We start from the raw sequence: 24,962 nt of genomic DNA on the forward strand, positions 1-24,962 counted from the left end.
CGTACTTGTGTTTCTCGTGCCCCCCGTACCGGCTCCGCTCATGCGGCTGCACCGTCCCTGTGCGCCAGCAGGTCCGTCATGTCCGCAACGGGCAGGGGCCGGCTGAAGAAATATCCCTGGCCGAATTCACAGTCCAGGTGCCGCAGCCGGTCCGCCTGCTCCCGGTCCTCGATACCCTCGGCCACGGCACCCAGGCCGGCGGAATGGATCAGCTGCAAGATGGCCGCGACGAAGGTCTCCTGCTGCCGGTCCGTGGTCAGCCCGTCCAGGAGGGACTTGTCGATCTTCGCCTGCGAGGCAGGGAGGGTGCGCAGGTAGCTGATGGAGGAATAGCCCGTACCGAAGTCGTCGATCTCGATCCGGACGCCAAGGTCATTGAGCGACTGCATGGTGGCTGCCACTTCCGGACCGCCGCGCATGATCGCGGTCTCGGTGATTTCAATCGAGATATGGCGCGGTTCGACGCCGTGCCGGACCAGCAGGTCTTCGACATACGGCGCCAGATCGACATGGTGCAGGTCCGCCGGTGAGAGATTGATATGGGTGCTGAAGTCCGCCGGAAGCCCCGGATCGGACTTCCAGCGCCCGGTTTGCGCGATGGCGTTCCGGAGCACCCAGTGGCCGATTTCCACCGTGAGCCCGGCCTCGTCAGCGGCGTCGAGGAACGTATCCGGCGCCAGCAGCCCCAGGTCCGGGTGGCGCCACCGGATCAGGGCCTCCGTCCCGGCAATCGTCCCCGTGCGCAGATCCATGATGGGCTGGTATTCCAGCTCGAGCTCGTCCGTTGCCAGCGCCGTCCGGAGCTCGGCCACCAGGTGAACCCGCTGCTTGGCGGCCTCGTGCATGGCCGCGGAAAACACCAGGAGGGTGTCCCGGCCGCGCTTCTTGGCCTCATGCATGGCGATGTTGGCATCGCGGATGAGCTCCTCGCTGCTCAGCCCGGGTTCGCCCAGCCGCACCCCGGTTCCGGCCGTCAGGGCGACCGCGACGCCGCCGGCAACGATTCTGTCCTTCAGCGATTCGCTAAGGCGGGACGCGATCTCCAGCACGGCGTCCGGTTCCTGGTCCACCACGAGCACGGCGAACTCATCGCCGCTGAGGCGTGCGATCAAGTGACGGGCCCCGGCCGCGGCGCCCAGCCGCAGGGCTGCCTCCCGCAGGACGGCGTCCCCGGCCGCGTGGCCAAGGCTGTCATTGATGAGCCGGAAGGAGTCGAGGTCCAGCAGGATGAGCGCGGGCTGGGGGCCCCGGCCGGCTCCGGTGACGGCCTCGGCCACTTTTTCCTGCAGCAGCGAGCGGCTGGCCAGCCCCGTCAACTCGTCAGTGTTGATCACGCGCCGGAGTTCGGCTTTGGCCGCTTCCAGGAGCGCGGTCCGCTCGGCGACCCGGACTTCCATGTCTTCGTACATGCTTTGAAGCTCTTCAGCGAGCAGGTTGATGCCGGTCGTGACAGCGTCGATGCCGTCCCGTGCCGGTGAGACCTCCAGACGGTTTGAAAGATCGCCCGAGGACAGCACGACGATGCCGTCTACGAGTTCCTCGAGGCGGCGGTCGTCATCACGCCCCGTCATGGCCCTGCGATATCAGCCAGCGGACCGCCTCATCGCGGTCGGTGAAAAAGCGCGTGGGGACCGGTGCCGAATTGACGCCCAGGAAGAAGTTGGCGAGAACCCGGTCAACGGCGGACGCGCCCAGCAGCGCGATGGCCGACGCGTCACAGCGTTTGGCGAACACGGCCCGCGCGGCCCGGCTGACGGATTCCGTGGTGGCCATGTCGATCAGCAGCGGCGTGGGCCGGCCGTCGCACATGGCATTGACCCGATCCATGGCGAGTTGGGCATTCGGGGCGTCAATGACGATGCCCCGGGCCCACTCGAGGCGCAGGATACCGCTGCTGTCGAAGCCCAGGGACGAGATATCCCGGCCGCCCGGAGTCTCAAGATCGTTTTCTGGCACCAGCAATCCTTAATTCCGCCCCAACGTGTCCTTCATGATGACACTAACGCACGGCGGCCCTGGTTCGCAGACGGCTAACCCGCCGGAGCAGTCCTGCTAGGCGGCGGCGCGGGCCCGTTTCCGGATCATGGAGTTCTTCCCGGCCGCCAGCAGCATGTCCACCGTCAGCACGAGCAGTGCCAGCCACACGACGCCGAAGCCAATCCAGCGGTCCAAAGTCATGGGTTCCTTGAACACCACAAGCGCCACAATGAACTGCAGCACGGGTGCGAAGTACTGCAACAAGCCGATGGTGGTCATGGGCAGCCGGCGGGCAGAGGCCCCGAAGAACAGCAGCGGCACGGCGGTGATGACACCCGATGCGACCAGCAGCCAGAAGTGCCCGGCGCCGTTGGACGCCAGCGTGGCCGCACCGCTGACCGCGAGCACAATCATGGTGGCCGCAGCCGGCGGGGCCAGCACGATCGTCTCCACGGTGAGACTGGTGATCGCGTCCGCCCGCGGGCCGACACGCTTCTTGACGAAGCCGTACAGGCCAAAGCTCAGCGCGAGCGTCAGGGCGATCCAGGGGAGCTTGCCGTAGGAGACTGTCAGCACGCCCACCGCGATAAAACCGATGCCGACGGCGGCCCACTGCAGCGGCCTCAGCTTTTCCTTCAGTACAAAGACCCCCAGCAGCACCGAGACCAGCGGGTTGATGAAGTAGCCCAGGGAGGCCTCTACGGCCTGGCCGGTGGTCACGCCGTAGGTGTAGGTCAGCCAGTTCACCGCGATCAGAGCCGCGGCGATGGACAGCGGGCCGATCACCGCGCGGTTCCGGAACGCAGCAGCCAGCACCCGCCAGGAGCGCGTGACGGTGATCAGCAGGACGCAGAACACGAGGGACCAGACCACCCGGTTGGCGACGATTTCGATCGCGCCGGCAGGCTGGAGCGCATAGAAGTACAGGGGCAGCAGTCCCCACAGCCCGTACGCGCCGATCCCGAACAGGATCCCCGGCGTCGTTTCCTTATCTACCGGCGCGAGTCCGGCCGGCGGCAGCGGCGCCGGGCGCCCTGCAGGGGCTGGGACGCGCGGGTCGGTCGGCGGGGCGGGGGAGAAGGATCGTTCGGGCTTAGGCACAAGACCAATAACACCACCTGCACGGCGCCTATTCCTACCAACCGGGCCACAGGCCGCCCGGCGACATTTAGAATAGGGGCCTGTGCGCTGCATGTACTGGCGCTGTCCCTAAGACTCAGAAGGGCTCCCGGTGTCCAACTCGGCCGAATCCACATCCACTCGTCCCCTCCGCGTCGCCATTGTCGGCGCGGGTCCGGCCGGCGTCTACGCCGCGGACATCCTGACGAAGTCCAATGAGGTCAAAGACGGCGGCGTCGAGGTCAGCATCGATCTCTTCGAGGCATACCCGGCGCCGTACGGCCTGATCCGCTACGGGGTGGCTCCTGACCATCCCCGGATCAAAGGCATCGTCAACGCCCTGCACAAAGTCCTGGACCGCGGCGACATCCGGTTCCTTGGCAACGTCACCTACGGCCGGGACCTGACGCTGCATGACTTCCGCGCCTTCTACGATGCCGTCATCTTCTCCACGGGAGCCATCAAAGACGCCGAGCTGGACATTCCCGGGATCGGGCTCGAGGGTTCCTTTGGCGGGGCCGACTTCGTCTCCTGGTACGACGGCCACCCGGACGTGCCGCGGGACTGGCCGCTGGAGGCGAAGGAGATCGCCGTGATCGGCAACGGCAACGTGGCCCTGGACGTGGCCCGCATGCTGGTCAAGCACGCCGATGAACTCCTGGTCACCGAAATCCCGGACAACGTCTACCGGGCCCTCAAGGACTCGCCGGTCACCGACGTCCATGTCTTCGGCCGCCGCGGGCCGGCCCAAGTGAAGTTCACCCCGCTGGAGCTGCGCGAACTCAGCCACGCCAAGGACGTGGACATTGTGCTGTATCCGGAGGACTTCGAGTTCGACGAAGCCTCGGATGAGGCCATCCGCAACAACAACCAGATCCGGACCATGGTCAACACCCTGACCAACTGGCTCGTCGAGGACCACGCCGAAGCCGAGGAACCGTCCTCGCGACGGCTGCACCTGCACTTCCTGCACAGCCCGGTCGAGATCCATGACGACGCCGCGAATCCCGGCAAAGTCGCCGGCATCAAGTTCGAACGCATGCAGCTCGACGGCACCGGGAACGTCAAGGGCACCGGAGAATTCCTCGACTACCCGGTCCAGGCCGTCTACCGGGCAATCGGCTACCACGGTTCGCCGCTGGATGAGCTGGAGTACGATGCCCGCCGCGGCGTTGTCCCCAACGAGGGCGGCCGTGTCCTCGACGCCGAGGGGAAGCCGGTCCCCGGGATCTACGCCACCGGCTGGATCAAGCGCGGACCCGTCGGGCTGATCGGCCACACCAAGGGTGACGCGCTGGAGACCATCGGCTACCTGCTGGAGGACCGGCTCACCTTGCCGCCGGCGCAGAACCCGGACCCGCAGGCCATCATCGATCTGCTGCAGGAACGCGGCATCCAGTACACGACCTGGGAAGGGTGGATCAAGCTCGATGCCCACGAGCTCGCCCTCGGTGCGGAGTGGTCGGCTGCGGAGAACGCCAACGGGATTGAGCGGGAGCGCATCAAGGTAGTCCCGCGCGAGGAGATGATTGAGATTTCCCGCGACTAGCCTGTCCCGTCAGCGGCGCCCGGACGTAGAATTTCACGCACAAGGACTGCGCGGCGGACGCTGTACCGCCGTGCTGCAAACCCCGTGCTGTAACCGTCGTGGTGTGACGTGTGACGTGTGACGTGACCCCCGTGCTGTGTTTCCCTGCTGCGATTCCCCTTCGGGAGGTGCCGTGGACGAACAACTCCGGTGGATGGATGCCACGGAGCAGGCCGACCTGGTCCGCTCCGGCCAGGTCAGTGCCGCCGAACTCCTCGCCGAGGCCCGGGACCGCATCAGGGAACTCAATCCGGTGGTGAATGCCGTGATCGCCGGGCTGGACACCGACACCCCCGACGCCACCCCGGCAAACGGCAGCACCCCCACGGACGACGTTCCGTTTGCCGGGGTGCCGTTCCTGGTCAAGGACCTCGCGCTGGAAATCGCCGGTACGCCGTTCTCCGAAGGCTCACGCTGGCTCGCCGGAAACGTCTCCGGCCACAGCCAGGAACTCGCGCGGCGCTTCCGCCACGCGGGACTGGCCATCATCGGCAAGACCAATACGTGCGAGTTCGGACTGAGTCCGCACTGCGAACCGGTCCTGTACGGGGCAACCCGCAACCCCTGGGACCTGTCCCGCTCCACGAGCGGATCCAGCGGCGGGTCGGCGGCCGCCGTTGCCGCCGGGATCGTCCCGATGGCCCATGGCAACGACCTCGGCGGGTCGCTCCGGTATCCCGCGGCGTGGTGCGGGCTGGTCGGCCTGAAACCGACCCGGGGACGGGTGCCGCTGGGCCCGGAATACGGTGATGTCGTCGGCGGCCTCGCCGCCGAATTCGCCCTGACCCGCACAGTCCGCGACGCCGCAGCGCTGCTGGACGCCGTGGCCGGTCCGGCGCCCGGGGACCCCTACCTGGCGCCGCCACGGCCACGCCCCTATGCAGCCGAGGCCGTGACACCGCCGGGACAGCTCAGGATCGCGGCCACGGCCACTCCCAATCGCGGCCAGACTGTCCATCCTGACTACCTGCGGGCCTTCGACGCCGCCGTGCGCTTGCTGAGCGACCTGGGCCACGACGTCCAGGAAGCGCACCCCGAACCCCTGGACCGGGCGGGGCACCACGCCATCCGGGCCGTATACGCCGCCGCAGCCGCCTGGATCGAGGGCTACTGGACTCGGCGGCTGGGCCGGGGGCCCGAACCGGGGGAGGTGGAACCGTATACCGAGGTCCTGTTCGGGCGCGGCCGGAAGGTCAGCGCCGGGGATTACCTGCAGGGCGTTGAGGAGTTGCAACGCTTCAGCCGCCGGGTTGCAGGCTTCTTCCAGACCTACGATCTGTGGCTGACGCCGACAGTCGGCTGGCCGCCGCTGCCGCTCGGCACGCTGACGGCGACGGCGGAGGACCCCGTCCGCGGGGAACGGGAGGCCGGCCGCTTCCTGATGTTCGACGGCGAATACGCCAACATCACAGGCAACCCGGCCATGTCCGTGCCGCTGGGCACCGATTCCGCCGGGCTTCCCGTCGGGATGTCCTTCCTCGCCGGCTTCGGCGCCGAAGCGACCCTCTTCCGGCTGGCCGCCCAGCTGGAGCAGGCCAGCCCCTGGGCCGGGCGACGGCCTGCACTCAAGCAATCCACGTGAAGGAGACCCGCCATGTATCTGGGCACCATGTATCTGGGAATGTACAGCTTCCGCGGCGACCCGGCGGAGCTTCTCGCAGGCCACGACCGCTTGCTGGCCCTCCTGCCCGCCGGCCAGTTGGAGCTGCATCTGTGCGTGCAGACGGAGGACGGTATCGCCGTTCTGGACACGTGCCCGAGCCGGGAGGTCTTTGACCGTTTCAGCGGCGGCAGGGAATTCCAGGAGCTGATAGCGGCCGCCGGGCTGCCACGCCCCGAGATCCAGCACGTGGGCGAGATCAAGAGCTACGTCCTGCCGCCGGGAGCCGGCGCCTGAGCCCGCCCGGGCCCACCGGTGGAACAAAACGGTGCATTTCCAAACTCCCCGCACGGAACTAGACTGGGGCGGACGAGGCGGCCTCCGGCACGCCGTCGAGCCCGTCCGGTGGGAGTTCAATGAGGAATCTGGTCCATCCGGCAGCGCTGCTACCGCCAGCAGGCGGGGTCACCGCAGCGCTGCGGCAGAAGCATGCCAGTGCCGGGCACGAGGAACTGGATTCCCGGGGTCTCGTCTTTCCGGAGGACCTGCACCTGCCCGGGCTCAGTAGCCTGATCCAGGAGTCGTGGCGGCGTTCGGCGGAACTGCACGCCAACCCGGACAACCCCGAGGCCCCTCTGGCCATGGACCGCGAAGAACTTGAGGAATACCGCCGCCAGCACCCCTTGGCCGCCATCATGCCTGTGATCCATAAGCTTTTGGTCCTGCCAAGCCACGACAGCGGGATGCTGGTGGCCGTGGGGGACGAGGTCGGCCGGCTGCTGTGGGTCGAAGGCGACGCCGCCCTGCAGCGCCGGGCCGAAGGCATGATGTTCGTCCCCGGGGCTGACTGGTCCGAGGCGACGGTGGGCACCAGCGCCCCGGGCACCGCGCTGGCCCTGGGCCGGGGCATCCAGATCTCCGGCGCGGAGCACTATAAGCGTTCGGTGCATCCCTGGAGCTGCACGGCCGTGCCGTTCCACGACCCGGATTCCGGCGCACTGCTGGGGGTTGTGGACATCACCGGCACGGAGTCGGCCGTGGCCCCGCATACCCTGTCCCTCGTCGAGGCGACGGTCGCCGCTGCCCAGGCGCATCTGCGGGTGGAACGGCTCCAGCTGGCCGCCGCACGCCAGTCCTCGCCCTCCCGGCGGAGAAGCCCGGGCGCGCCGAAAACGGCCGGGGCATCGGCCGCCGGCAGCCTGTACCGGAACAGCCTCCAGCTGCTTGGCCGCGATCAGGCCCTGCTCAGCATTGACGGCCGCACCGTGTCCCTGTCCGCCCGGCACAGTGAGATCCTGGCCCTGCTCAGCACCCACCCCGAAGGGCTGAACGCCGAGGAGCTGTGCGCCCTCCTGTACCCCGGGGAGGCCTCCACCATGACGCTGCGCGCGGAGATGGTACGGCTGCGCAAAGTCTTGCAGCAGCTCAATCCCGAGGCCGTCCCGGCGTCACGCCCGTACCGCTTGCCGGTCGACCTCGTGCCGGACTCCGGACAGGTGCTGAGCTGCCTGCAACGCGGTGCTCACCGGATAGCGCTGGAAATCTACCGCGGCGCCGTACTGCCGCGCTCGGAGGCGCCCGGCATCGTGGAGCTGCGGGCCAGGGTTTCCGCGCTGATGCGCGAGGCCCTGCTGACGGACGGCAGTGCCGAGTCACTGCTGAAGTACGCCGAACTGCCCGAGGCAAAGGACGACGTCGACGTCCGGACCGCCGCGCTGAAGCTGCTGGCACCGCGCTCGCCCAAGCGTGCCGCCGTCGTCGCCGATCTGGAACGGCTGGACCGGGAACTGAGCGCCTGAACCGCCACGGCGCGGGGCATCCGGACCGTGACCGGGCTCACATCGTTGCAACCTGACTGCAACCTTCGAGCCCCTAGGCTGAGGTCAACGGGGGCCGGCAGCGCCTTGCTGCCCCCTCTCTTGCACAGCAAAGGAGCTAGCAATGACTGTTTACGCCCAGCCCGGTACCGAGGGCTCGAAGGTCACCTTCAAGGACCGCTACGAGAACTGGATCGGCGGCGAGTGGGTTGCCCCGGTCAAGGGCCAGTACTTCGAGAACATTACCCCCGTGACAGGCAAGGCTTTCTGTGAGGTGGCCCGCGGCACCGCCGAGGACATTGAGCTGGCGCTGGACGCCGCGCACAAGGTTGCGCCGTCCTGGGGCAAGACCTCCGTGGCCGAGCGCGCCGCGATCCTGAACAAGATCGCGGACCGGATCGACGCGAACACCGAGATGCTCGCCGTCGCCGAATCCTGGGACAACGGCAAGCCGATCCGCGAAACCCTCAACGCGGACATTCCGCTCGCCGCCGACCACTTCCGCTACTTCGCCTCGGCCGTCCGCGCCCAGGAGGGCCGGCTGTCCCAGCTCGACGACGACACCACCGCCTACCACTATCACGAGCCCCTCGGCGTCGTCGGCCAGATCATTCCCTGGAACTTCCCGATCCTCATGGCCGTCTGGAAGCTCGCCCCGGCCCTCGCCGCCGGCAACGCCGTCGTCCTGAAGCCGGCCGAGCAGACCCCGTCCTCCATCCTGGTGCTGATGGAACTGATCAGCGACCTCCTGCCGGCCGGCGTCATCAACGTGGTCAACGGCTTCGGCGTCGAAGCCGGCAAGCCCCTGGCCTCCAGCCCGCGGATCCGCAAGATCGCCTTCACCGGCGAAACCACCACCGGCCGGCTGATCAGCCAGTACGCCTCCCAGAACCTGATCCCGGTCACGCTGGAACTCGGCGGCAAGAGCCCCAACATCTTCTTCAACGACGTCGCCGACACCAACGACGCCTTCTACGACAAGGCCCTTGAAGGCTTCACGCTCTTCGCCTTCAACCAGGGCGAGGTCTGCACCTGCCCGTCCCGCGCACTGGTCCAGGAAGGCATCTACGATTCGTTCATGGCCGACGCGCTGGCCCGCACGCAGAAGATCATCCAGGGCAACCCGCTGGATACCGAGACGCAGCTCGGCGCCCAGGCCTCCAATGACCAGCTCGAGAAAATCCTGTCCTACATCGACATCGGAAAGCAGGAAGGCGCCAAGGCCCTCACCGGCGGCGCCCGCGCCGAGCTCACCGGGGACCTGGCCGGCGGCTACTACGTCCAGCCGACCATCTTCGAGGGCCACAACAAGATGCGGATCTTCCAGGAGGAGATCTTCGGCCCGGTGGTGTCCGTGACGCGCTTCAGCGATTACAACGACGCCATGGGGATCGCCAACGACACCCTCTACGGCCTCGGTGCCGGCGTCTGGTCCCGCAACGGCAACGTTGCCTACCGTGCAGGCCGCGAGATCCAGGCCGGCCGCGTGTGGGTCAACAACTACCACGCCTACCCGGCCGGTGCCGCGTTCGGCGGGTACAAGTCCTCCGGCATCGGACGCGAGAACCACTCCATGATGCTGGACCACTACCAGCAGACCAAGAACCTCCTGGTCAGCTACAACGAGAACAAGCTCGGCTTCTTCTAAGCCGCACTGACCCGGGCGGGGCGGATCGGACGTGATCCGCCCCGCCCGCACCATGTCTGGCCACCCCCGGACGGGACATACCACCCACCACCCCCCGGAGTACACCAAACCCTGAATACGCCCTAAAGCTACGCCCCATATCTAGGCCCCAAAACTACGCAAGGATTTCGCCAATGACGACGACAATGCAAGCAGCTGTAGTAACTGAATTCGGCAAAGACCTCCAGATCCAGGACCTCCCTATTCCCTCCCCGGGCCGCGGTGAGGCGCTGGTCAAGGTCATCACCACCGGCGTCTGCCACACGGACCTTCATGCGGCCGAAGGCGACTGGCCGGTGAAGCCGACCCCGCCGTTCATTCCCGGCCACGAAGGCGTGGGCGAAGTCGTGGCCCTCGGCGAAGGCGTCACTGACCTGGCCGTCGGAGACCTGGTGGGCAACGCATGGCTCTGGTCCGCCTGCGGCGACTGCCAGTTCTGCCGGACGGGCTGGGAAACGCTCTGCGAGGCCCAGAAGAACGCCGGCTACAGCGTGGACGGCTCCTTCGGCGAGTACATGCTGGTGGACAGCCGCTTCGCTGCCCGAATCCCCGCCGGCTCAGATCCGGTGGAAGTGGCTCCGGTGCTCTGCGCGGGCGTCACCGTCTACAAGGGCCTGAAGATGACCGAGGCCAAGCCCGGCCAGTGGGTCACCATCTCCGGGATCGGCGGACTCGGCCACATCGCTGTCCAATACGCTGTGGCCATGGGGCTGCGGGTCGCGGCGGTGGACATCGCCGACGACAAGCTCGCCCTGGCCAAGAAGCACGGTGCAGAGCTGACGGTCAATGCCCTGCACGAGGATCCCGCCGAAGTTATCCAGCGCGAAACCGGAGGATGCCATGGAGTCCTGGTCACGGCAGTGCACCCGTCAGCCTTCGGGCAGGCCATTGGGATGGCCCGGCGCGGCGGAACGATCGTGTTCAACGGGCTGCCGCCGGGCGACTTCCCGGCGCCGATCTTTGAGATTGTGCTCAAGGGGCTGACGGTCCGGGGCTCCATCGTGGGCACGCGGCAGGACCTTGAGGAGGCCCTCGACTTCTACGCCCAGGGCAAGATCCACCCCACGGTGTCCACGAGGGCGCTTTCCGAAGTGAACGCCGTTCTTGATGAGATGAAGCACGCCAAGATCGACGGCCGTGTGGTGCTGAGGTTCTGATGAAAGAAGGACGCTGATGCCGGAGACCAAGCTCGACGCCGCCGTGACCCGCCCGGGGGAGGACTTCTCCCGCGTGGCGCTCACCCCGGAGGCTGTGGGCCTGTTGCGCAAGCTGTGGGTGCAGCACGGCCCGCTGATGTTCCATCAGTCCGGCGGCTGCTGCGACGGTTCCTCGCCCATGTGCTACCCGGCCGGGGAATTCATCACAGGGGACTCGGACGTGTTGCTTGGCCTGTTCGATATTTCGGACGGAATCCAGCCCCAGCCGGTGGAATTCTGGATGTCGCGGGAGCAGTTCAACTACTGGAGCCACACGCACCTGACGGTCGACGTCGTCCCCGGCCGGGGGAGCGGTTTCTCGGTGGAGGCCCCGGAAGGCAAACGGTTCCTGATCCGCTCGGCGCTGATGGAAAACTGGCCGGTCTGAGCCGGAACGGCGGAGCGTAGAGCTCACCGCGAGAGATGTGGGCCGTGCCGGCAACACCGGCACGGCCCACATCTGCGTCTCACTATATGGGACAAATCGGGCCGTCCAGTGGATGGACACTACACTAGATAGGTCTGTTTCCAAACCAGTTATCGAGATTGCGGACTTTCCTATGAACCTTTTCCGGACCAAATCCATCGAGCAGTCCATGTCCGACGCCGATGAGCCCGGACGCAAGTTGAAGCGCTCGCTCAGCACGTGGGACCTCATGATCATGGGGGTCGCGGTCGCCGTCGGCGCCGGGATCTTCTCGGTTGGCGCCAAGGCTGCCGCGAATTTCGCCGGCCCGGCCGTGACTATTTCCTTCGCGATCGCCGCGGTCACGTGCGCGCTCGCCATCATGTGCTACGCCGAGTTTGCCACGGCCATCCCGGTGGCGGGCTCCGCCTACGTCTTCACCTACGCGACCATGGGGGAAATCCTCGCGTGGATTATCGGCTGGAACCTGATCCTGGAACTCTTCACAGCCGGTGCCGTGATCGCGAAGTACTGGGGCATCTACCTCAGCAAGGTCTTTGCGCTCATGGGAGTCGACGTTCCGCCGTCGATCTCCCTGGGCGGCGTTGACCTCTACTGGGGTGCCTTCCTGATCGTTGCCATCTTCACTGTGCTGCTGGTCCTCGGGACCAAGCTCTCCGCCCGCGTCGGCAACATCTTCACGCTCATCAAGATCGCGGTGGTGCTCTTCGTGATCGTGGTCGGCTTCACCTACGTGAAGTTCGAGAACTACGCTCCGTTCGTGCCGGCCTCCGAGCCGACCGGCGGCACCGGAACCGCCGACGTCCTCAAACAGTCCTTCTTCGGCTTCCTCACCGGTGCGGCCCCTGCCCAGTACGGCACACTCGGCATCTTCGCCGGCGCCGCCCTGGTCTTCTTCGCCTTCATCGGCTTCGACGTCGTCGCCACCTCCGCCGAAGAGGTCAAGAACCCGCAGAAAACGCTGCCGCGCGGCATCTTCGGCGGCCTTGCGATCGTCACAGTGCTCTACATCCTGGTGTCCCTGGCCCTGACCGGCATGGTGTCCTACACCAAGCTCGCCGAGGCCAAGAACCCGACCCTTACCACCGCTTTCGAGGCCGTCGGCAACACCGACGCCGCCAAAGTCATCGCCTTCGGCTCCCTCGTGGGCCTCACCACCGTCATCATGGTGCTCCTCATGGGCCTGTCCCGCGTGGTCCTGGCCATGAGCCGCGACGGCCTGCTGCCGCGATCCCTGTCCAAAACCAGCACCATCCGGGCGACGCCGGCCCGCCTCCAGATCATCTGCGGCGCCGCCGTGGCTATCGTCGCCGGCTTGACCAACGTGGACCTGCTCGAGGAAATGATCAACATCGGCACGCTCTCCGCCTTCGTGATGGTGAGCCTGGGCATCCTGGTCCTGCGCAAGAAGCGCCCGGACCTGAAGCCGAGCTTCCGCGTCCCGTTCGGTAAGGTGCTCCCGGTTGTCTCGGCCGTGCTGTGCCTCTACCTCATGACGAACCTCGCCGTGGAAACCTGGATCTTCTTCGCGATCTGGCTCGTGATTGGCATCGCGATCTACTTCGCCTACGGCCAGCGCCACTCCCGCCTAAACGAAAAGTTCGCGGCGGCCCGGGCCTCCGTGAATGGCCCTGCCAAGGACGACGCCGTCACCGCCGCCCCGGCAAACGAGGAAGACGCGCTCACCCGCTCCTGATCGGGAAATGCCGGTCCCGACAAATCGAAGTCGCCGGAGACCTGCGAATTCGCCGACAACTTCCGGCGAATTGGCAAGGCTCCGGCGACTTCGGCGTTGGACCGTCCGGTTCGGGAGGGTACAGCCGGCGGGCGCGGAGGACCCCGCCTCCCTAAGATGGAGACATGGCCCGCCCAGCAAGACCGGAACGCAAATCAGAACTGTTGTCGGCGATTCTCGACTACCTCATGGACAAGACGCTGGCGGAGCTGACGTTTCGAAGCCTCGCCGACGGGCTGGGTGTCAGCAGCTACGTTCTGGTGTACCACTTCGGCCACCGTGAACAGCTGATCAACGAGATCATCCGCGGCATCGAATCCCGGCTGGACAGCATCCGTGCCACCGACGTCCGGGACATCGACAGGGATGCCTGGCGGGCCTTCCTCCTGGAGTCCTGGCAGTGGACCATGGCGCAGCGCAACCGGCACCTGGCCCGGCTGGAATTTGAGGCGACGGCGCAGGACGTGGTGGCGGCTGTGCCGCGCGGCACAGCCCAGGAGCACTTCCGCATGCTGCACGAGAAGTCCCGGGACTGGCTCGTCATCCAGGGGATCCGGCCAGAGTTCGCCGACACCGACGCACGTCTCTTCACCGCCGCGTTCTATGGGCTGCAGTTCGACTTTGTCGTCAACAACCAGCCCGAGGAAGCCACCGAGGCCTTCGAGCTGATGATGCTGGTCTTCTTCAACAACCTCGACCGGCGGCTCGCCACCGACGGCCAGCACATCTGACGCTGAAGACCGGGGTCCAGGTCAGGGAGCCGCGTAACGGCCGACCCACTCCACCAGGGGACGGAGCTCCTCCCAGCGCCGGGCCACTTCCGCCGCGGCCCCGGGCCCGGCAAGCCAAGCGGGCTGCCCCACGTTCTCGCCGGCCGTGAGGGACTTGTGTTTGAGCAGCTCGGCCCTGGGGTGGTCCTTGTCGAAGCCCCGCGGCACGGTCTTCAGGCTTTCGCCTTCCACGGCGAACCCTGCGGCCTCGACGTGGCGCACGATTTCCTGCAGAGTCTCTCCGCTGGCGGGGTCGTCCACGGCACCGCGATAGCGTGCCAGCTGGGCCGGGGTGTGGGTGTGGCAGCCGCCGCCGATGAGGAGGCCGTCGGCACTGAGCTGGACGTAGAAACCCACGCCTTCCGCCAGCGCTGCGAACGCTCCCTGCGCCGTCTTGTAGGGCGACTTGTCCGGCGAGAAGCGGACATCCCGGTTGGGTCGGAAGAGTTTCGCCGGGCCGAACCGGGGTTCCAGCTCGGCGAGCAGCTCGGTCAACGGCCCCTTCACCGCGGCATCGTAGACCGGCTTGTGCTCCAGCCACCAGTCCCGGTTGTTGTTCTGTTCAAGCTCGGAATAGAACCGGAAGGCGTCATCCGGAATGCCTGCAAATGCGGTCATGGCTAAATCCTAGGGATCTGCCGCGTCTCGTGGCGAGGGCCGCGAGCACCTATGTGGAAAACGGCAAAACGCCCCGCCACGGATCTCCGGAGGATTTCCGTGGCGGGGCGTTCATGGGCTCAGCCGGTCACAAACGGGCCTTGCTGATTAGACCTTGTTGGCGGCCTCGGCGTCGGACTCAACCTGGCCGGCACCCAGGTTGGCGCGCAGCTTGGCGCCGAACTCGGCGTCGACGTTGGTCCAGTACTGGATGGCGCGTTCCTTGATGTCGGCGTTCTTGACGCCGCCGACGGCACCCGTGACGGTGTCCAGCAGGCGGGCCTTCTCGCCGTCGTTGAACACCTCGCGGTACAGCGTGCCGGCCTGGCCGAAGTCGCTGTCCTCCGCATGCAGGGTGTGCGCGGAGAGGGTCAGTTCGCCGTCGTTCTCCCAGCCGCCGCCTGCAACCGCGGGCTCCACGGCAGCGGGGCCACCGACGGAGTTCGGTGCGTAGACCGGAACAGACGGGGCGTTGAAGTGGTAACGTCCCGCGCCGTCCTGGCTGTAGTTGTTGACCTGGTTCTTGGGCTGGTTCACCGGGATCTGGGCGTGGTTGGTGCCGACGCGGTAGCGGTGTGCGTCCGCGTAGGAGAAGATGCGGGCCTGCAGCATCTTGTCAGGGGAAGCGGCGATGCCCGGGACGAAGTTCGACGGCGCAAAGGTGGCCTGCTCGATCTGCGCGAAGTAGTTCTCCGGGTTCTTGTTCAGCTCCATGGTGCCGACCTTGATCAGCGGGTAGTCCGAGTGCGGCCACACCTTGGTGAGGTCGAACGGGTTGAAGCGGTACGTCTTGGCGTCCTCGTACGGCATGACCTGGACGTGCAGGTCCCAGGAGGGGAAGTTGCCGGCGGCAATGTTCTCCTGGAGGTCCCGGATGTAGAAGTCGCCATCAGCACCGGCCAAGGCCTCGGCTTCGTCGCCGGTCATGGACTTGACGCCCTGGTTGGACTTGAAGTGGTACTTGACCCAGAAGCGCTCGCCTTCGGCGTTGATCCACTGGTAGGTGTGCGAGCCGTAGCCCTGCATTTCACGCCAGGAAGCCGGGAGGCCGCGGTCGCCCATGAGCCACGTGACCTGGTGGGCGGACTCGGGGGAGAGGGTCCAGAAGTCCCACTGCATGTCGGCGTCGCGCAGGTGGGTGCCCGGGAGGCGCTTCTGCGAGTGGATGAAGTCCGGGAACTTGATGCCGTCGCGGATGAAGAACACCGGAGTGTTGTTGCCGACGAGGTCGTAGTTGCCCTCGGTGGTGTAGAACTTCACGGCGAACCCGCGGGGGTCGCGCCAGGTGTCGGGGGAGCCTGCCTCGCCGGCGACGGAGGAGAAACGGATGAGCATGTCCGTCTCGGTGCCGGGCTGGAACAGGGCGGCCTTGGTGTACTTCGAGACGTCTTCGGAGGTCTTGAAGGTACCGAAGGCGCCGCCGCCCTTGGCGTGGACAACACGCTCCGGGACGCGCTCGCGGTTGAACTGCGCGAGCTTCTCGATCAGGTAGTGATCGGTCAGGATGATCGCACCGTCGGCCCCGACGGACTTGGAGTGGGCGTCGGAAGTGACGGGAGCGCCGGACTGTGTCGTGGACACGGCGGGCACAGAGATGTTCTCAGTCATCATTCTCCTTTGGTTGGGTTTGTTAGTTTCGTTCGGAGGGAAGTTGTTGGGTGCGCTGGCAGTCCTGGCAGATGCCCTGGTACAGCACGTCCGCGATCTGGATGGTCATCGGCTTGGCGTTCGCGTCCCAGTGCGGGGTGAGGCAGGGCGCGTGGCCCACGGCGCATTCGACGTCCTCCACCCGGCCGCAACTGATGCAGACGGCGTGGTGGTGGTTGTCGCCCACCCTGGTTTCGTACAGCGCGGGGGAGTGCGGGGGTTCGAACCGGCGCAGCATGTGCAGATCGGTGAGGTCGCCCAGGACCACATAGACGGACTGGGCGGTCAGGTCCGGCAGTTCCTGCCGTGCGGCGGCAAGGATCGCCTCCGCCGGCGAATGCGGGTGATGTTCGACGGCGGCCAGCACGGCCAGGCGCTGCTTGGTCACCCGACGGCCGTGGGCACGCAGGGCGGCCGCCCATGCGTCGTGGCTGCCCGTGGAATCCGTCATGGTCCCATTCAAGCACTTATTATGACTGCCTCACAATAAGGCACGGCTAACTACGTCCGTCCGCGTCACAAGCCGCCCCGGGCCGCCGCTAGAGTTGCCCGGTGGGGAAATTTCTGGCGGACATGACGCCGTTGCGCGAAAGTCCGGCCTTCCGCCGCCTGTGGCTGGGGTCCTCCGTGTCGGCCCTGGGCAGCCAGCTGACCGTGGTGGCCGTCAGCCTGGAGGTGTACCGGCTGACCCAGGACAGCCTGTACGTGGGGCTGCTGAGCATCTTCGCCCTCGTTCCGCTGATGTTTGGGGGACTGCTGGGCGGCTCGGTCGCCGACGCCCACGACCGCCGCACGGTCGCCCTCCTGGCCTCCTCCGTCCTCTGGCTGACCACCCTCGCCCTGGCCCTGCAGGCGTGGCTGCAGCTGGGCAACGTGTGGCTGCTGTACGTCCTCGTGGCGGTGCAAAGCGGTGCTCAGGCCATCAACCAGCCGGCCCGCAGCGCCATCATCCCGGCCCTGGTCCGCAAGGAGCTGCTCCCGGCCGCCAACGCCCTGAGCATGATGAGCTTTGGCCTGACCATGACCGCCGGGCCGCTCCTGGCCGGCGTGCTCGTGGCCTGGATCGGTTTCGGCTGGACATACACAATCGACGTCGTCAGCTTCGCCTTTGCGTTCTGGGCGCTCCTGAATCTGCCGCCCATGCCGCCCGGGAAGCATGCCAGGCCGGCCGGGCTGCGTTCCGTGGTGGAGGGCTTCCGCTTCCTTGGCACCCGGCCCAACCTTCGCATGACGTTCGTGATCGACCTCGTGGCCATGATCTTTGCCCAGCCGCGAGCGCTGTTGCCTGCCATCGGCGCCCTGATGATCGGCGGCGGTGACGCAACGGTAGGGATCCTGCTGGCCGCCATGGCCGTGGGGGCGTTCCTGTCCGGCCTGTTCTCGGGGCCGCTGGGCCGGGTTCGCCGGCAGGGTGCCGCCGTCGTGTGGTCCGTGATGGGCTGGGGTGCTTCCATCGCGGCGTTCGGCCTGGTGGTTCTCCTCGCGGGGCATACCGGCAGCGGCGGCGTGACGGTGTGGCTGCTGCCCGCCGCCTTGTGCTGCGCGCTCGCCGGCATCGCGGATTCCGTCAGCGCCGTCTTCCGCACCACCATCCTGCAGGCCTCCACACCGGACCACCTGCGCGGACGGCTGCAGGGTGTGTTCGTGGTGGTGGTGGCCGGTGGACCCCGGATCGGGGACATGCTGGCCGGCGGCGCGACTAAACTGTGGAACGAGGGATGGGTCCTGCTGCTCGGCGGCGCGCTATGCATTGCCGTGGCCTGGACGGTGGCCCACCTGCAGTCGGGATTCCTGCGCTACGACGCGCGGAACCCGGTGCCGTAGCGGTTCGTTTTCCTTGGTAGGTCTGTGAACTGCAGGTCAGTGAAATACGGGTCATCAGGAGGACCAGTGCATCAGCATCACAACGGACTGAAGACCGCGGCCCTTTTCGGGGTCCTGTGGGCGGTGCTGTTGGGTCTGGGAGCTTTCATCGCGGCCGGGACGCGCAGTGCCGCGCCGATCTGGATCATGGCCCTGGTCGGCATCGGGACCACGGCCTATGGGTACTGGAACAGCGACAAGCTGGCCATTCGTGCCATGCAGGCGTATCCCGTCACGGAGGCCGAGGCGCCCCAGCTCTACCAGATCGTCCGGGAGCTGTCCGGCCGGGCCAACCAGCCGATGCCGCGCATCTACGTCTCGCCCACCATGGCGCCGAATGCCTTCGCCACCGGCCGGAACCCGCAGAACGCCGCCGTCTGCTGCACCGAGGGCATCATGAGGCTGCTGGACGCCCGCGAACTGCGCGGCGTCCTGGGCCATGAACTGATGCATGTCTACAACCGGGACATCCTGACGGCGTCGGTGGCCGCCGCCGTCGCCGGCGTCATCACGTCGGTGGCGCAGATGATGCTGCTGTTCGGCGGCGGGGACCGTCGCAACGCGAACCCGTTTGCCGCGATCGCCATGGCATTGCTCGCCCCGTTCGCTGCCTCCCTGATCCAGATGGCCATCTCCCGAACGCGTGAGTACGACGCCGACGAGGACGGATCGTCGCTGACCGGCGATCCGCTGGCGCTCGCCTCGGCCCTGCGTAAGATCGAACAGGGCGTGCAACTGGCGCCGTTGCCGCAGGACCAGAAGCTGGTGAACGCCTCGCACATGATGATCGCCAACCCGTTCCGCGGCGCAGGCGTGGCCAAGATGTTCTCCACCCACCCGCCGATGGCGGAGCGGATCGACCGGCTCGAACGGATGGCCGGCCGCCCGCTCAGCTGACGCTAGCTGCGGTCTGGCGACGCGCGGATACGTTCGCGACACGCAAAAGAGCTGGCGACACCGGAGTTCCGGCATCGCCAGCTCTTTTGCGCGTCCTGAGGAAAATTGCGCCGGGGAGGGACCGCTAGCTGCGGAAGTTCACAAACTGCAGGTCAGCCTCATCGAAGCCCTTCAACAGGTTCATGGTTTCCTGGAGATCGTCGCGGGACTTGGACGTCACCCGGAGCTCGTCGCCCTGGATCTGCGACTTGACGGACTTGGGGGCCTCGTCGCGGATCAGCTTGTTGATCTTCTTGGCGAGGTCCTGGGCAATGCCCTCCTTGATGGAGGCCTCGAGCCGGAATTCCTTGCCGGAGGCGTAGGGCTCGCCCGTGTCGAGGGACTTCAGCGAGATGCCGCGGCGGATGAGCTTTGACTGCAGCACGTCGAGCACTGCCAGCACCCGCTCCTCGGAGTTGGCCTTCATGAGGATCTTCTCGCCGCTGAAATCGACTTCGGCGCCGACGCCCTTGAAGTCGTAGCGCTGGGCGATTTCCTTCTGCGCCTGGTTCAGCGCGTTGGCGACTTCCTGCTTGTCTACCTTGCTGACGACGTCGAACGTGGATTCGCCTGCCATGACTGTCCTCCTGATGGTTGCCGGGTGCCTGGTGAAAGGCCGGGATGTCTGCATTCCAGCCTAATACGGATACCCCCGATCCGGAGGCCTGCTGCCCGGGGCTACGTTTCACAGTCCGCTCATAGCTAACTCATTGCGGGAACGAAGCCGGGCTGAGCAGAGTTGCAAGGGTTGGAACCGACGCTGAAAGGCAAAGAGCATGCACCACAAAGCCGTCCGCTACGTCACCCGCACCACCGCCGCCGCTGCCAGCACCCTGGCTGCGACGGCGACGTCCGTTGCCGCCGCCGCGCTGGCGGCCTCCATTATTCTGAGCCCGGCCGCGGATGCCTCGGCCCGCCTGGACGGCGTCCACGCCGATCTGGCCCGCGCCGTTCAGCTGAACCAGGTCACTGCGGAGCAGGCGGCGCGTTTCGAGGCCCGGCTGGCCGGACGCATTCTCGGAGACGCCTGAATTTCCGGGCTTTTTGGCTCGCCAAGTCGCCGATTCGATTCTTCGGCGGAAGTTCTGTAAAGTTGTCTTGCCCGCGGGTTCTGGAAGCGGAACGGACTGGAAACAGACGTTCCGGGACGAGGAACCGCGAGTGATCTTCTTTTGAAGTTCGGCAGATTACCCGAGCGGCCAAAGGGGGCTGACTGTAAATCAGCTGGCAACGCCTACGGGGGTTCGAATCCCTCATCTGCCACAGTCCCGGATTTCCGGGGAATTTAGACCCGTTTGGATCTCTTCGGAGGTCCGGACGGGTCTTCTTTTTGCCTATTTGTTGGGGAACTTGTGGGGGAAGCGTCCAGAATCAGGCGCTGAAGGCCCGCGCATAGGCCGCGGTAACGTCATCCTTCAGCCGCTGATCCTTGACCACGTCGAAATACAGGTCCGACGTGACGGTGATCGTGGAGTGCCCGAGAATGCGGGACACCACGGGCAGCGGCAGACCGTTCTGCAGCATGATCGTTGCGGCCAAGTGCCGGAGGCTGTGGAACACGACTTTGGGCAGTCCCGCGCGTTCGGCCATGCGCCCGAAGGTCTTTGACACGTTATTGGGGATCAGCGGGGCTCCCAGCGCGTCTGTGAAGACCAGTCCCCGGTCATTGGCCCACGCCTCCCCGGCGATCAGGCGTTCCCGTCCCTGCTGGACCTTCCACGCCTTCAGCACGTCCGGCACCCAGCCCGCGAGTGGTACCCAGCGGTCCTGCCCGGCCTTTGTCTTGACCGGTTGGAACAGCACTTCCTTGCCCTGCAGCTGTGCCTGCTGCCGGACGGTCAGGTCCCCGGCCGCGAGGTCCACGTCTGACCAGCGGAGCCCGCAGACTTCCCCAAGCCGCATGCCCGTGCCCACCGCAAACAGGATCAGCGGAGCGAGGCGTTCCGCGTGACCCGATTCCTGGGCTTCCATCCAGCCCCGGAACTGGCCGAACTCTTCCGGGCTCCACACGTCCCTCCGCTCCGCCGCTTCCTTGGAGACATGGGCACCGATTGTCGGGTCCCGGTGGATCTGGCCCGCCCTGAGGGCATCCCGAAGAGCTGACCGGAGCGTGGCAACGATCCGCCGCTCTGTGGACGCGCTGACCTGCTGATTCAGGGGCTTCCCTGTGTTGGCCTTCCGGACCTTGACCAGCATGGCGTCAATATGGGAAGCCTTCAGGTCCGACAGCCGGAGGCCGCCTAGGTTCGGGATCAGGTAGTTGTCCAAGTGCCCGCGGTAGGACCGGATGGTCGCGGCACGGATGGTCTTGGCAGATTCCTTCGCTGTCAGCCAACGCTCCAGATACTGGCCCACGGTTTCCTTCCGCCGGTCAGCCTCCAGCGTGCCTTCCTTGTGCGCCCGGATCGCCTTTGTACGGGCGTCCTTTGCCGTCTCCTGATCCGGGAACCCGGACTCGGCAATGCGGAGCCGCTTCCCATCCTGACCGGGAGGGAACTCAACACTGAAGGCCCATTTGTGCCGCTTGCACCGGGCCGGGCATTCCTTGGTGCACCTCTGGTAAACGCCTGCCGCCTTAGCCATTTTCGTTGTTCCTTTCGCCGTGAATGAGTCCGCGTTTCCGGGCTTCCCTGACCCATGCTTTTACGCGGTTGTCTTTGGTGAGTTGTGGGTCTTCCATGCTTGCAGCCAGCTGGTGCGCGACGGTCCGGACTGGGCGGGTATCTCCGGAACTGGCCGCGGCGTTGTAGAGTCCGGCCACGCGGGCAAAATGGGCGGCGTCATAAATGGACCGCCGTCCCCGCCTCGGGGTATCCGCCAGCGGGTCCGCGTAGACCTGAGCCGTCGTGGCCGCTTCCGGATTCCCCTCGGCCTCCAAGACCTGAGAGACGCGGCCGTAAATCCAATTGAGGCGGTTACGGGTTTCCCCGATAACCGCCGCGACCTTCACAGTGCGCCATGCCTCCGGGGTGACCGGCTGGCCGTTACGGGACCGAAGTTCAACGGCAATCGGTGTTGCCGTTTCGCCGTCGAGCGCCCAGGTCACTGTGGCCTCCCAAGGTGCCGTCTCATCGTGGGAGATCGACGCGAGGTCCAGCATGGCCGTTGCGGCGTCCGGTTCCATTCCCAGCCGGTCGACGGTGGTCTGCCATTCCTCGAAGGTGCTGGGGTTTTCTCCGCCTACCGGGACCTTGATCTTGTGCTCGTGCATGTCACCTTCCGGATTAAATTGCCGTCCGGATAACTGGTCCGGTTGGCTTGCCATATTTACAGTCTACTTCTGACAGAAGCGGGGCACAATTGAGAAGGTGAGCAAACCACTAAGCACAGATGAAGTCATGTCCCTGCCAGCGTCAATACAGCTGGAGACAGCGTGTAGCGCCCTCGGAATCTCCCAAGCCACGGGCTACCGGCTGGTGAAGGCGAACGCCTTCCCCTGCCCCGTGGTGAAGGCTGGCCGCGCTATCCGCGTACCAAAGACCGGACTCTTGCGAGTCCTGGGGCTCGAAGCCACAGCAGACCGCAGCGCTACCGGAGCCTGACGCCGTGCCCGGTATCGGCCGGGGTGGACCATGAGCGGGCAGGCGGTAACGCGGGTGATGCAGCACGTAACCGGGCTGCATCCCACGATGAAGCTAGTTCTGGTGTGCCTCGCTGACCACGCGGGAAAGGACGGGACTAACGCCTTCCCGTCCGTCCCGACGATCGCGGAACTGTGCGGGGTTGATGTACGAACAGTGCGCCGCACCATCTCCGCACTGGAAGGCCGTGGGCTGATACGCCGGGGCAATCAGGCGGCGGCCTCCGGCATTCCGCCCCAGTACCGGCCGATGGTCTGGGATCTGGTCATCTTCCCCGCAGACGTGTCACCCGTGACAGGTCCAGAGGTGTCATCGGTGACAGGTCCAGACCTGACATCAGGGGTGACATCAGGGGTGACATCAGGGGTGACATCAGACCTGACACCCGTGTCACCCAAACAGAGTAAACAGCTAAACCAAAGGAAAACAGGTCATAGCCGCACTGCTCCTGCGTCCCGGAACGATTGGCCTTCAGAAGCATTCTCCGGACTCAGCGGCTGGTAACCCCGTCGACTCCCGCCCGCCCGGGTGGGAATCATCCTCGAAAGGAATCATCATCATGACCACTCCCGAAACTGCCGTTGTGATGGCATTTGACGTTTTGCAAGACGTGATCGCCAGCGGAGCAGACCCGCGAGGCCCGCTCGGATCGGGCGCCGCCTGGACTATCGACACCTATGGGACACCTAGGCAGCGGGCGCAGCTGCAGCGGCTGGAAATGGCGGCCGCCAGCAAGCACGGCGCTATCCCGTCCCGGACGACAGCCAAGGAGGGCAAAGCCGCGGCGGCTGCTGACACCTTTGGCATGGACGCGCTGGACCGTGCCATTGCCAAGAGCTTTGACACGGAGGAGGACGCGTGAGCCCGAAAACGGCACCGCTGACCGCTGATCAGGTACGGGCAGACATTCTGGCCCCGGCGATCGAAGAGCAAGAGCGGATCGACGCGGGGGAGAGGGCAGCGCGGGCGGCAATCGACGCGGCGCGGGCCAAGCGTGAGGAGGAGCTGACGGCATGGCGGGCCGAAACAGCGGAATGCCTGCGGCTCTTCCTGCCGGGACCACCGCCGCCGGCACCCGTGGAGATGCCCCAGCATCATGCAGTGCTGCACCGGGCCATCACCGCCCGCCAAAAGGTTTCCGTATGGCAGGAGCGATTGCTGGCCGAACAGCGCGGAAAAGCGGAAACTGCGTACCGGACAGCGCTCCCTGACCTGATCGAGCGGACACACGCGACCACACTCGGCGCAACTGGCGCGATCCTCACGGAATGGAACGGCTGGCTGCAGCTGGTCAGGGACTGTCGGGCCGCTGCTGAACGCTCCGGAGGCCAGAGGCCATGGGAACCCGCAAGCGGCCGCATGCGGACCACGATCACTGCAGCGGACCTGCTGGAGGCTGTGACCGGGGCGGATCTCCTCGAACCGTTCCCGCCCGCAACGGAGTGGATCGACGGGGGACCCCGTGACGGATTCCACCAGCCGATGAAGGGCGGACCGGACGGACCGGACGGGATGACCCGGGAAGAGGCCGCACAGCAGCGGAGGCCCGGCGGTGCCCGGTGGCATCTGTGACCGTGCGGAGCTCGAATGAGCACGAATGAGCGTCTAAGCCGGGGACAGCGGGCAGCGCTCACGGCCCTGCTGGTCACGCCGAACCTCCGGACAGCTGCCCAGAGTGCCGGCGTAGGGCATTCCACGCTCCGGCGCTGGCTTGCTCAGCCGGAGTTTCAGGAGGAGTACCGGCGGCTGTCACGCGAGACGCACCAGCAAGCGGTAAGCGCGGTCCTCTCAGCCCAGCAGGAGGCTGTGGCGGTTCTTGTCCGTCTGATGGCCAGCAGGTCCGCAGACGTCCGCCTGCGGGCCGCGTCGAAATTGGTGGAACTTGGGCACCGGATCGCGGGGGATGACCTGGACCAGCGTCTGACCCGGCTGGAAGAGATCGCCAAACAACAGGAACAGGAGAAATGGGCATGGGACGCAAGGCACGGGTAGGCCAGCTGGAAGCCAAGATCAAAGGCCCCAAGCGCCGGGAGCCGTTCGACTGGGAGGCAGCTTATGGGGAAATCGGGGTGCTGACCCGGAACTGCATCCTCCTGTATCTGACCAGCAGCAAGACCCGGGAAGCGCTGGAAGGGCACGTCTACCAGCTGATGCGGGTGGGAACCTTCGCAATGGACATGCTCACGGAGCACCGGACGGTGAGCGAAGGGGAGCGGGCAGCGCTTCGGCAGCTGATGACGGATCCGGACTACCGCGGCTTCGGCTGGACCGAGGAGAAGCACCCTAGGGCGTTGCAGCTGTACCGCCTGTGTGCGGTGCGGGGGTGGCTGTAGTCCGCGCTGCCAAGGTCGGTTCTTACACC

The 24,962-nt window shown here is 66.2% G+C and carries 26 protein-coding genes and 1 tRNA gene; 18 read left to right on the top strand and 9 right to left on the bottom strand.

Going from position 1 to position 24,962, the window contains the following annotated elements; genetic code table 11:
- Positions 1 to 38 precede the first annotated feature (38 nt).
- From ACVWZ7_RS15430 to rarD, 3 genes are all read right to left on the bottom strand, one after another.
- On the bottom strand, positions 39 to 1,571 hold the full coding sequence (locus tag ACVWZ7_RS15430) for a putative bifunctional diguanylate cyclase/phosphodiesterase (protein ID WP_344361917.1): 1,533 nt from the start codon (positions 1,569 to 1,571) through the stop codon (positions 39 to 41).
- On the bottom strand, positions 1,558 to 1,962 hold the full coding sequence (locus ACVWZ7_RS15435) for a DUF7793 family protein (RefSeq protein ID WP_425547115.1): 405 nt from the start codon (positions 1,960 to 1,962) through the stop codon (positions 1,558 to 1,560). Before ACVWZ7_RS15435 ends, ACVWZ7_RS15430 begins: the two co-directional genes overlap by 14 nt.
- A gap of 90 nt (positions 1,963 to 2,052) precedes the next feature.
- The gene (rarD, locus tag ACVWZ7_RS15440) at positions 2,053 to 3,078 is read right to left on the bottom strand and encodes an EamA family transporter RarD (protein ID WP_425547116.1); all 1,026 of its coding nucleotides are present in this window, start codon (positions 3,076 to 3,078) and stop codon (positions 2,053 to 2,055) included.
- A 130-nt stretch (positions 3,079 to 3,208) separates the two neighbouring features.
- Between rarD and ACVWZ7_RS15445 the strand changes: the two genes are divergently transcribed.
- The 9 genes from ACVWZ7_RS15445 (at position 3,209) to ACVWZ7_RS15485 (ending at position 13,877) form a co-directional block, all read left to right on the top strand.
- The gene (locus tag ACVWZ7_RS15445; protein WP_456508387.1) at positions 3,209 to 4,645 is read left to right on the top strand and encodes an FAD-dependent oxidoreductase; all 1,437 of its coding nucleotides are present in this window, start codon (positions 3,209 to 3,211) and stop codon (positions 4,643 to 4,645) included.
- Between the two features lie 172 nt (positions 4,646 to 4,817).
- A complete protein-coding gene (locus ACVWZ7_RS15450; protein ID WP_456508388.1) occupies positions 4,818 to 6,266 on the top strand; it encodes an amidase in 1,449 nt (482 codons plus the stop codon).
- A 12-nt stretch (positions 6,267 to 6,278) separates the two neighbouring features.
- A complete protein-coding gene (locus ACVWZ7_RS15455) occupies positions 6,279 to 6,581 on the top strand; it encodes a hypothetical protein (RefSeq protein WP_116765189.1) in 303 nt (100 codons plus the stop codon).
- A gap of 119 nt (positions 6,582 to 6,700) precedes the next feature.
- The gene (locus ACVWZ7_RS15460; RefSeq protein WP_456508389.1) at positions 6,701 to 8,083 is read left to right on the top strand and encodes a GAF domain-containing protein; all 1,383 of its coding nucleotides are present in this window, start codon (positions 6,701 to 6,703) and stop codon (positions 8,081 to 8,083) included.
- 142 nt (positions 8,084 to 8,225) lie between these two features.
- Positions 8,226 to 9,749: an acetaldehyde dehydrogenase ExaC gene (exaC, locus tag ACVWZ7_RS15465; protein WP_116765187.1), complete on the top strand. Its 1,524-nt coding sequence runs from the start codon at positions 8,226 to 8,228 to the stop codon at positions 9,747 to 9,749.
- Between the two features lie 173 nt (positions 9,750 to 9,922).
- Positions 9,923 to 10,945, top strand: coding sequence for an alcohol dehydrogenase AdhP (adhP, locus tag ACVWZ7_RS15470; RefSeq protein ID WP_175460442.1), 1,023 nt, complete (start codon positions 9,923 to 9,925; stop codon positions 10,943 to 10,945).
- Between the two features lie 16 nt (positions 10,946 to 10,961).
- Positions 10,962 to 11,372, top strand: coding sequence for a DUF779 domain-containing protein (locus ACVWZ7_RS15475; RefSeq protein WP_091251311.1), 411 nt, complete (start codon positions 10,962 to 10,964; stop codon positions 11,370 to 11,372).
- 172 nt (positions 11,373 to 11,544) lie between these two features.
- The gene (locus ACVWZ7_RS15480; RefSeq protein ID WP_456508390.1) at positions 11,545 to 13,107 is read left to right on the top strand and encodes an amino acid permease; all 1,563 of its coding nucleotides are present in this window, start codon (positions 11,545 to 11,547) and stop codon (positions 13,105 to 13,107) included.
- 164 nt (positions 13,108 to 13,271) lie between these two features.
- Positions 13,272 to 13,877, top strand: coding sequence for a TetR/AcrR family transcriptional regulator (locus tag ACVWZ7_RS15485; RefSeq protein WP_091251315.1), 606 nt, complete (start codon positions 13,272 to 13,274; stop codon positions 13,875 to 13,877).
- 21 nt (positions 13,878 to 13,898) lie between these two features.
- On the opposite strand, the gene ACVWZ7_RS15490 is transcribed toward ACVWZ7_RS15485, so the two are convergent.
- From ACVWZ7_RS15490 to ACVWZ7_RS15500, 3 genes are all read right to left on the bottom strand, one after another.
- The gene (locus tag ACVWZ7_RS15490; protein WP_456508391.1) at positions 13,899 to 14,534 is read right to left on the bottom strand and encodes a DUF2461 domain-containing protein; all 636 of its coding nucleotides are present in this window, start codon (positions 14,532 to 14,534) and stop codon (positions 13,899 to 13,901) included.
- Between the two features lie 147 nt (positions 14,535 to 14,681).
- Complete coding sequence (locus ACVWZ7_RS15495; protein ID WP_456509122.1) at positions 14,682 to 16,163, bottom strand: catalase; 1,482 nt, start codon at positions 16,161 to 16,163, stop codon at positions 14,682 to 14,684.
- 40 nt (positions 16,164 to 16,203) lie between these two features.
- Entirely contained in the window at positions 16,204 to 16,671 is a 468-nt protein-coding gene (locus tag ACVWZ7_RS15500) for a Fur family transcriptional regulator (protein WP_344361937.1), read from the bottom strand.
- A 101-nt stretch (positions 16,672 to 16,772) separates the two neighbouring features.
- Here ACVWZ7_RS15500 and ACVWZ7_RS15505 point away from each other — a divergent pair, with 101 nt between their 5' ends.
- Positions 16,773 to 18,044 carry an MFS transporter gene (locus ACVWZ7_RS15505; protein ID WP_456508392.1) on the top strand — a complete coding sequence of 424 codons (1,272 nt, stop codon included), beginning with the start codon at positions 16,773 to 16,775 and terminating at the stop codon, positions 18,042 to 18,044.
- Positions 18,045 to 18,110: 66 nt separating this feature from the next.
- A complete protein-coding gene (gene htpX, locus ACVWZ7_RS15510; RefSeq protein ID WP_091255984.1) occupies positions 18,111 to 18,980 on the top strand; it encodes a zinc metalloprotease HtpX in 870 nt (289 codons plus the stop codon).
- 124 nt (positions 18,981 to 19,104) lie between these two features.
- Here the strand turns inward: htpX and ACVWZ7_RS15515 are convergent, their stop codons facing one another.
- A complete protein-coding gene (locus ACVWZ7_RS15515; RefSeq protein WP_018773569.1) occupies positions 19,105 to 19,596 on the bottom strand; it encodes a YajQ family cyclic di-GMP-binding protein in 492 nt (163 codons plus the stop codon).
- Positions 19,597 to 19,795: 199 nt separating this feature from the next.
- Here ACVWZ7_RS15515 and ACVWZ7_RS15520 point away from each other — a divergent pair, with 199 nt between their 5' ends.
- Together ACVWZ7_RS15520 and ACVWZ7_RS15525 are read left to right on the top strand one after the other, a co-directional pair.
- Entirely contained in the window at positions 19,796 to 20,050 is a 255-nt protein-coding gene (locus ACVWZ7_RS15520) for a hypothetical protein (RefSeq protein ID WP_344361945.1), read from the top strand.
- Between the two features lie 150 nt (positions 20,051 to 20,200).
- Positions 20,201 to 20,282: transfer RNA gene (locus ACVWZ7_RS15525), tRNA-Tyr, on the top strand.
- A 108-nt stretch (positions 20,283 to 20,390) separates the two neighbouring features.
- On the opposite strand, the gene ACVWZ7_RS15530 is transcribed toward ACVWZ7_RS15525, so the two are convergent.
- Positions 20,391 to 21,602 carry a tyrosine-type recombinase/integrase gene (locus ACVWZ7_RS15530; RefSeq protein WP_456508393.1) on the bottom strand — a complete coding sequence of 404 codons (1,212 nt, stop codon included), beginning with the start codon at positions 21,600 to 21,602 and terminating at the stop codon, positions 20,391 to 20,393.
- Entirely contained in the window at positions 21,595 to 22,284 is a 690-nt protein-coding gene (locus ACVWZ7_RS15535) for a hypothetical protein (RefSeq protein ID WP_456508394.1), read from the bottom strand. The genes ACVWZ7_RS15530 and ACVWZ7_RS15535 overlap by 8 nt, the downstream gene beginning before the upstream one ends.
- Positions 22,285 to 22,618: 334 nt before the next feature.
- On the opposite strand from ACVWZ7_RS15535, the gene ACVWZ7_RS15540 reads away from it, so the two are divergent.
- Genes ACVWZ7_RS15540 through ACVWZ7_RS15560 form a run of 5 tightly spaced genes read left to right on the top strand, consistent with a single transcriptional unit; the run spans position 22,619 to position 24,933 of the window.
- Complete coding sequence (locus ACVWZ7_RS15540; protein ID WP_456509123.1) at positions 22,619 to 23,104, top strand: helix-turn-helix domain-containing protein; 486 nt, start codon at positions 22,619 to 22,621, stop codon at positions 23,102 to 23,104.
- 55 nt (positions 23,105 to 23,159) lie between these two features.
- The gene (locus ACVWZ7_RS15545) at positions 23,160 to 23,462 is read left to right on the top strand and encodes a hypothetical protein (RefSeq protein WP_456508395.1); all 303 of its coding nucleotides are present in this window, start codon (positions 23,160 to 23,162) and stop codon (positions 23,460 to 23,462) included.
- Positions 23,459 to 24,172, top strand: coding sequence for a hypothetical protein (locus ACVWZ7_RS15550; protein ID WP_456508396.1), 714 nt, complete (start codon positions 23,459 to 23,461; stop codon positions 24,170 to 24,172). The genes ACVWZ7_RS15545 and ACVWZ7_RS15550 overlap by 4 nt, the downstream gene beginning before the upstream one ends.
- 15 nt (positions 24,173 to 24,187) lie before the next feature.
- On the top strand, positions 24,188 to 24,592 hold the full coding sequence (locus tag ACVWZ7_RS15555) for a hypothetical protein (RefSeq protein WP_456508397.1): 405 nt from the start codon (positions 24,188 to 24,190) through the stop codon (positions 24,590 to 24,592).
- Positions 24,571 to 24,933 (top strand): hypothetical protein, encoded by a 363-nt coding sequence (locus tag ACVWZ7_RS15560; RefSeq protein ID WP_456508398.1) that lies wholly within the window; start codon positions 24,571 to 24,573, stop codon positions 24,931 to 24,933. The genes ACVWZ7_RS15555 and ACVWZ7_RS15560 overlap by 22 nt, the downstream gene beginning before the upstream one ends.
- The last annotated feature ends 29 nt before the right edge of the window (positions 24,934 to 24,962 follow it).

This window comes from Arthrobacter sp. TE12232, from assembly GCF_054062615.1.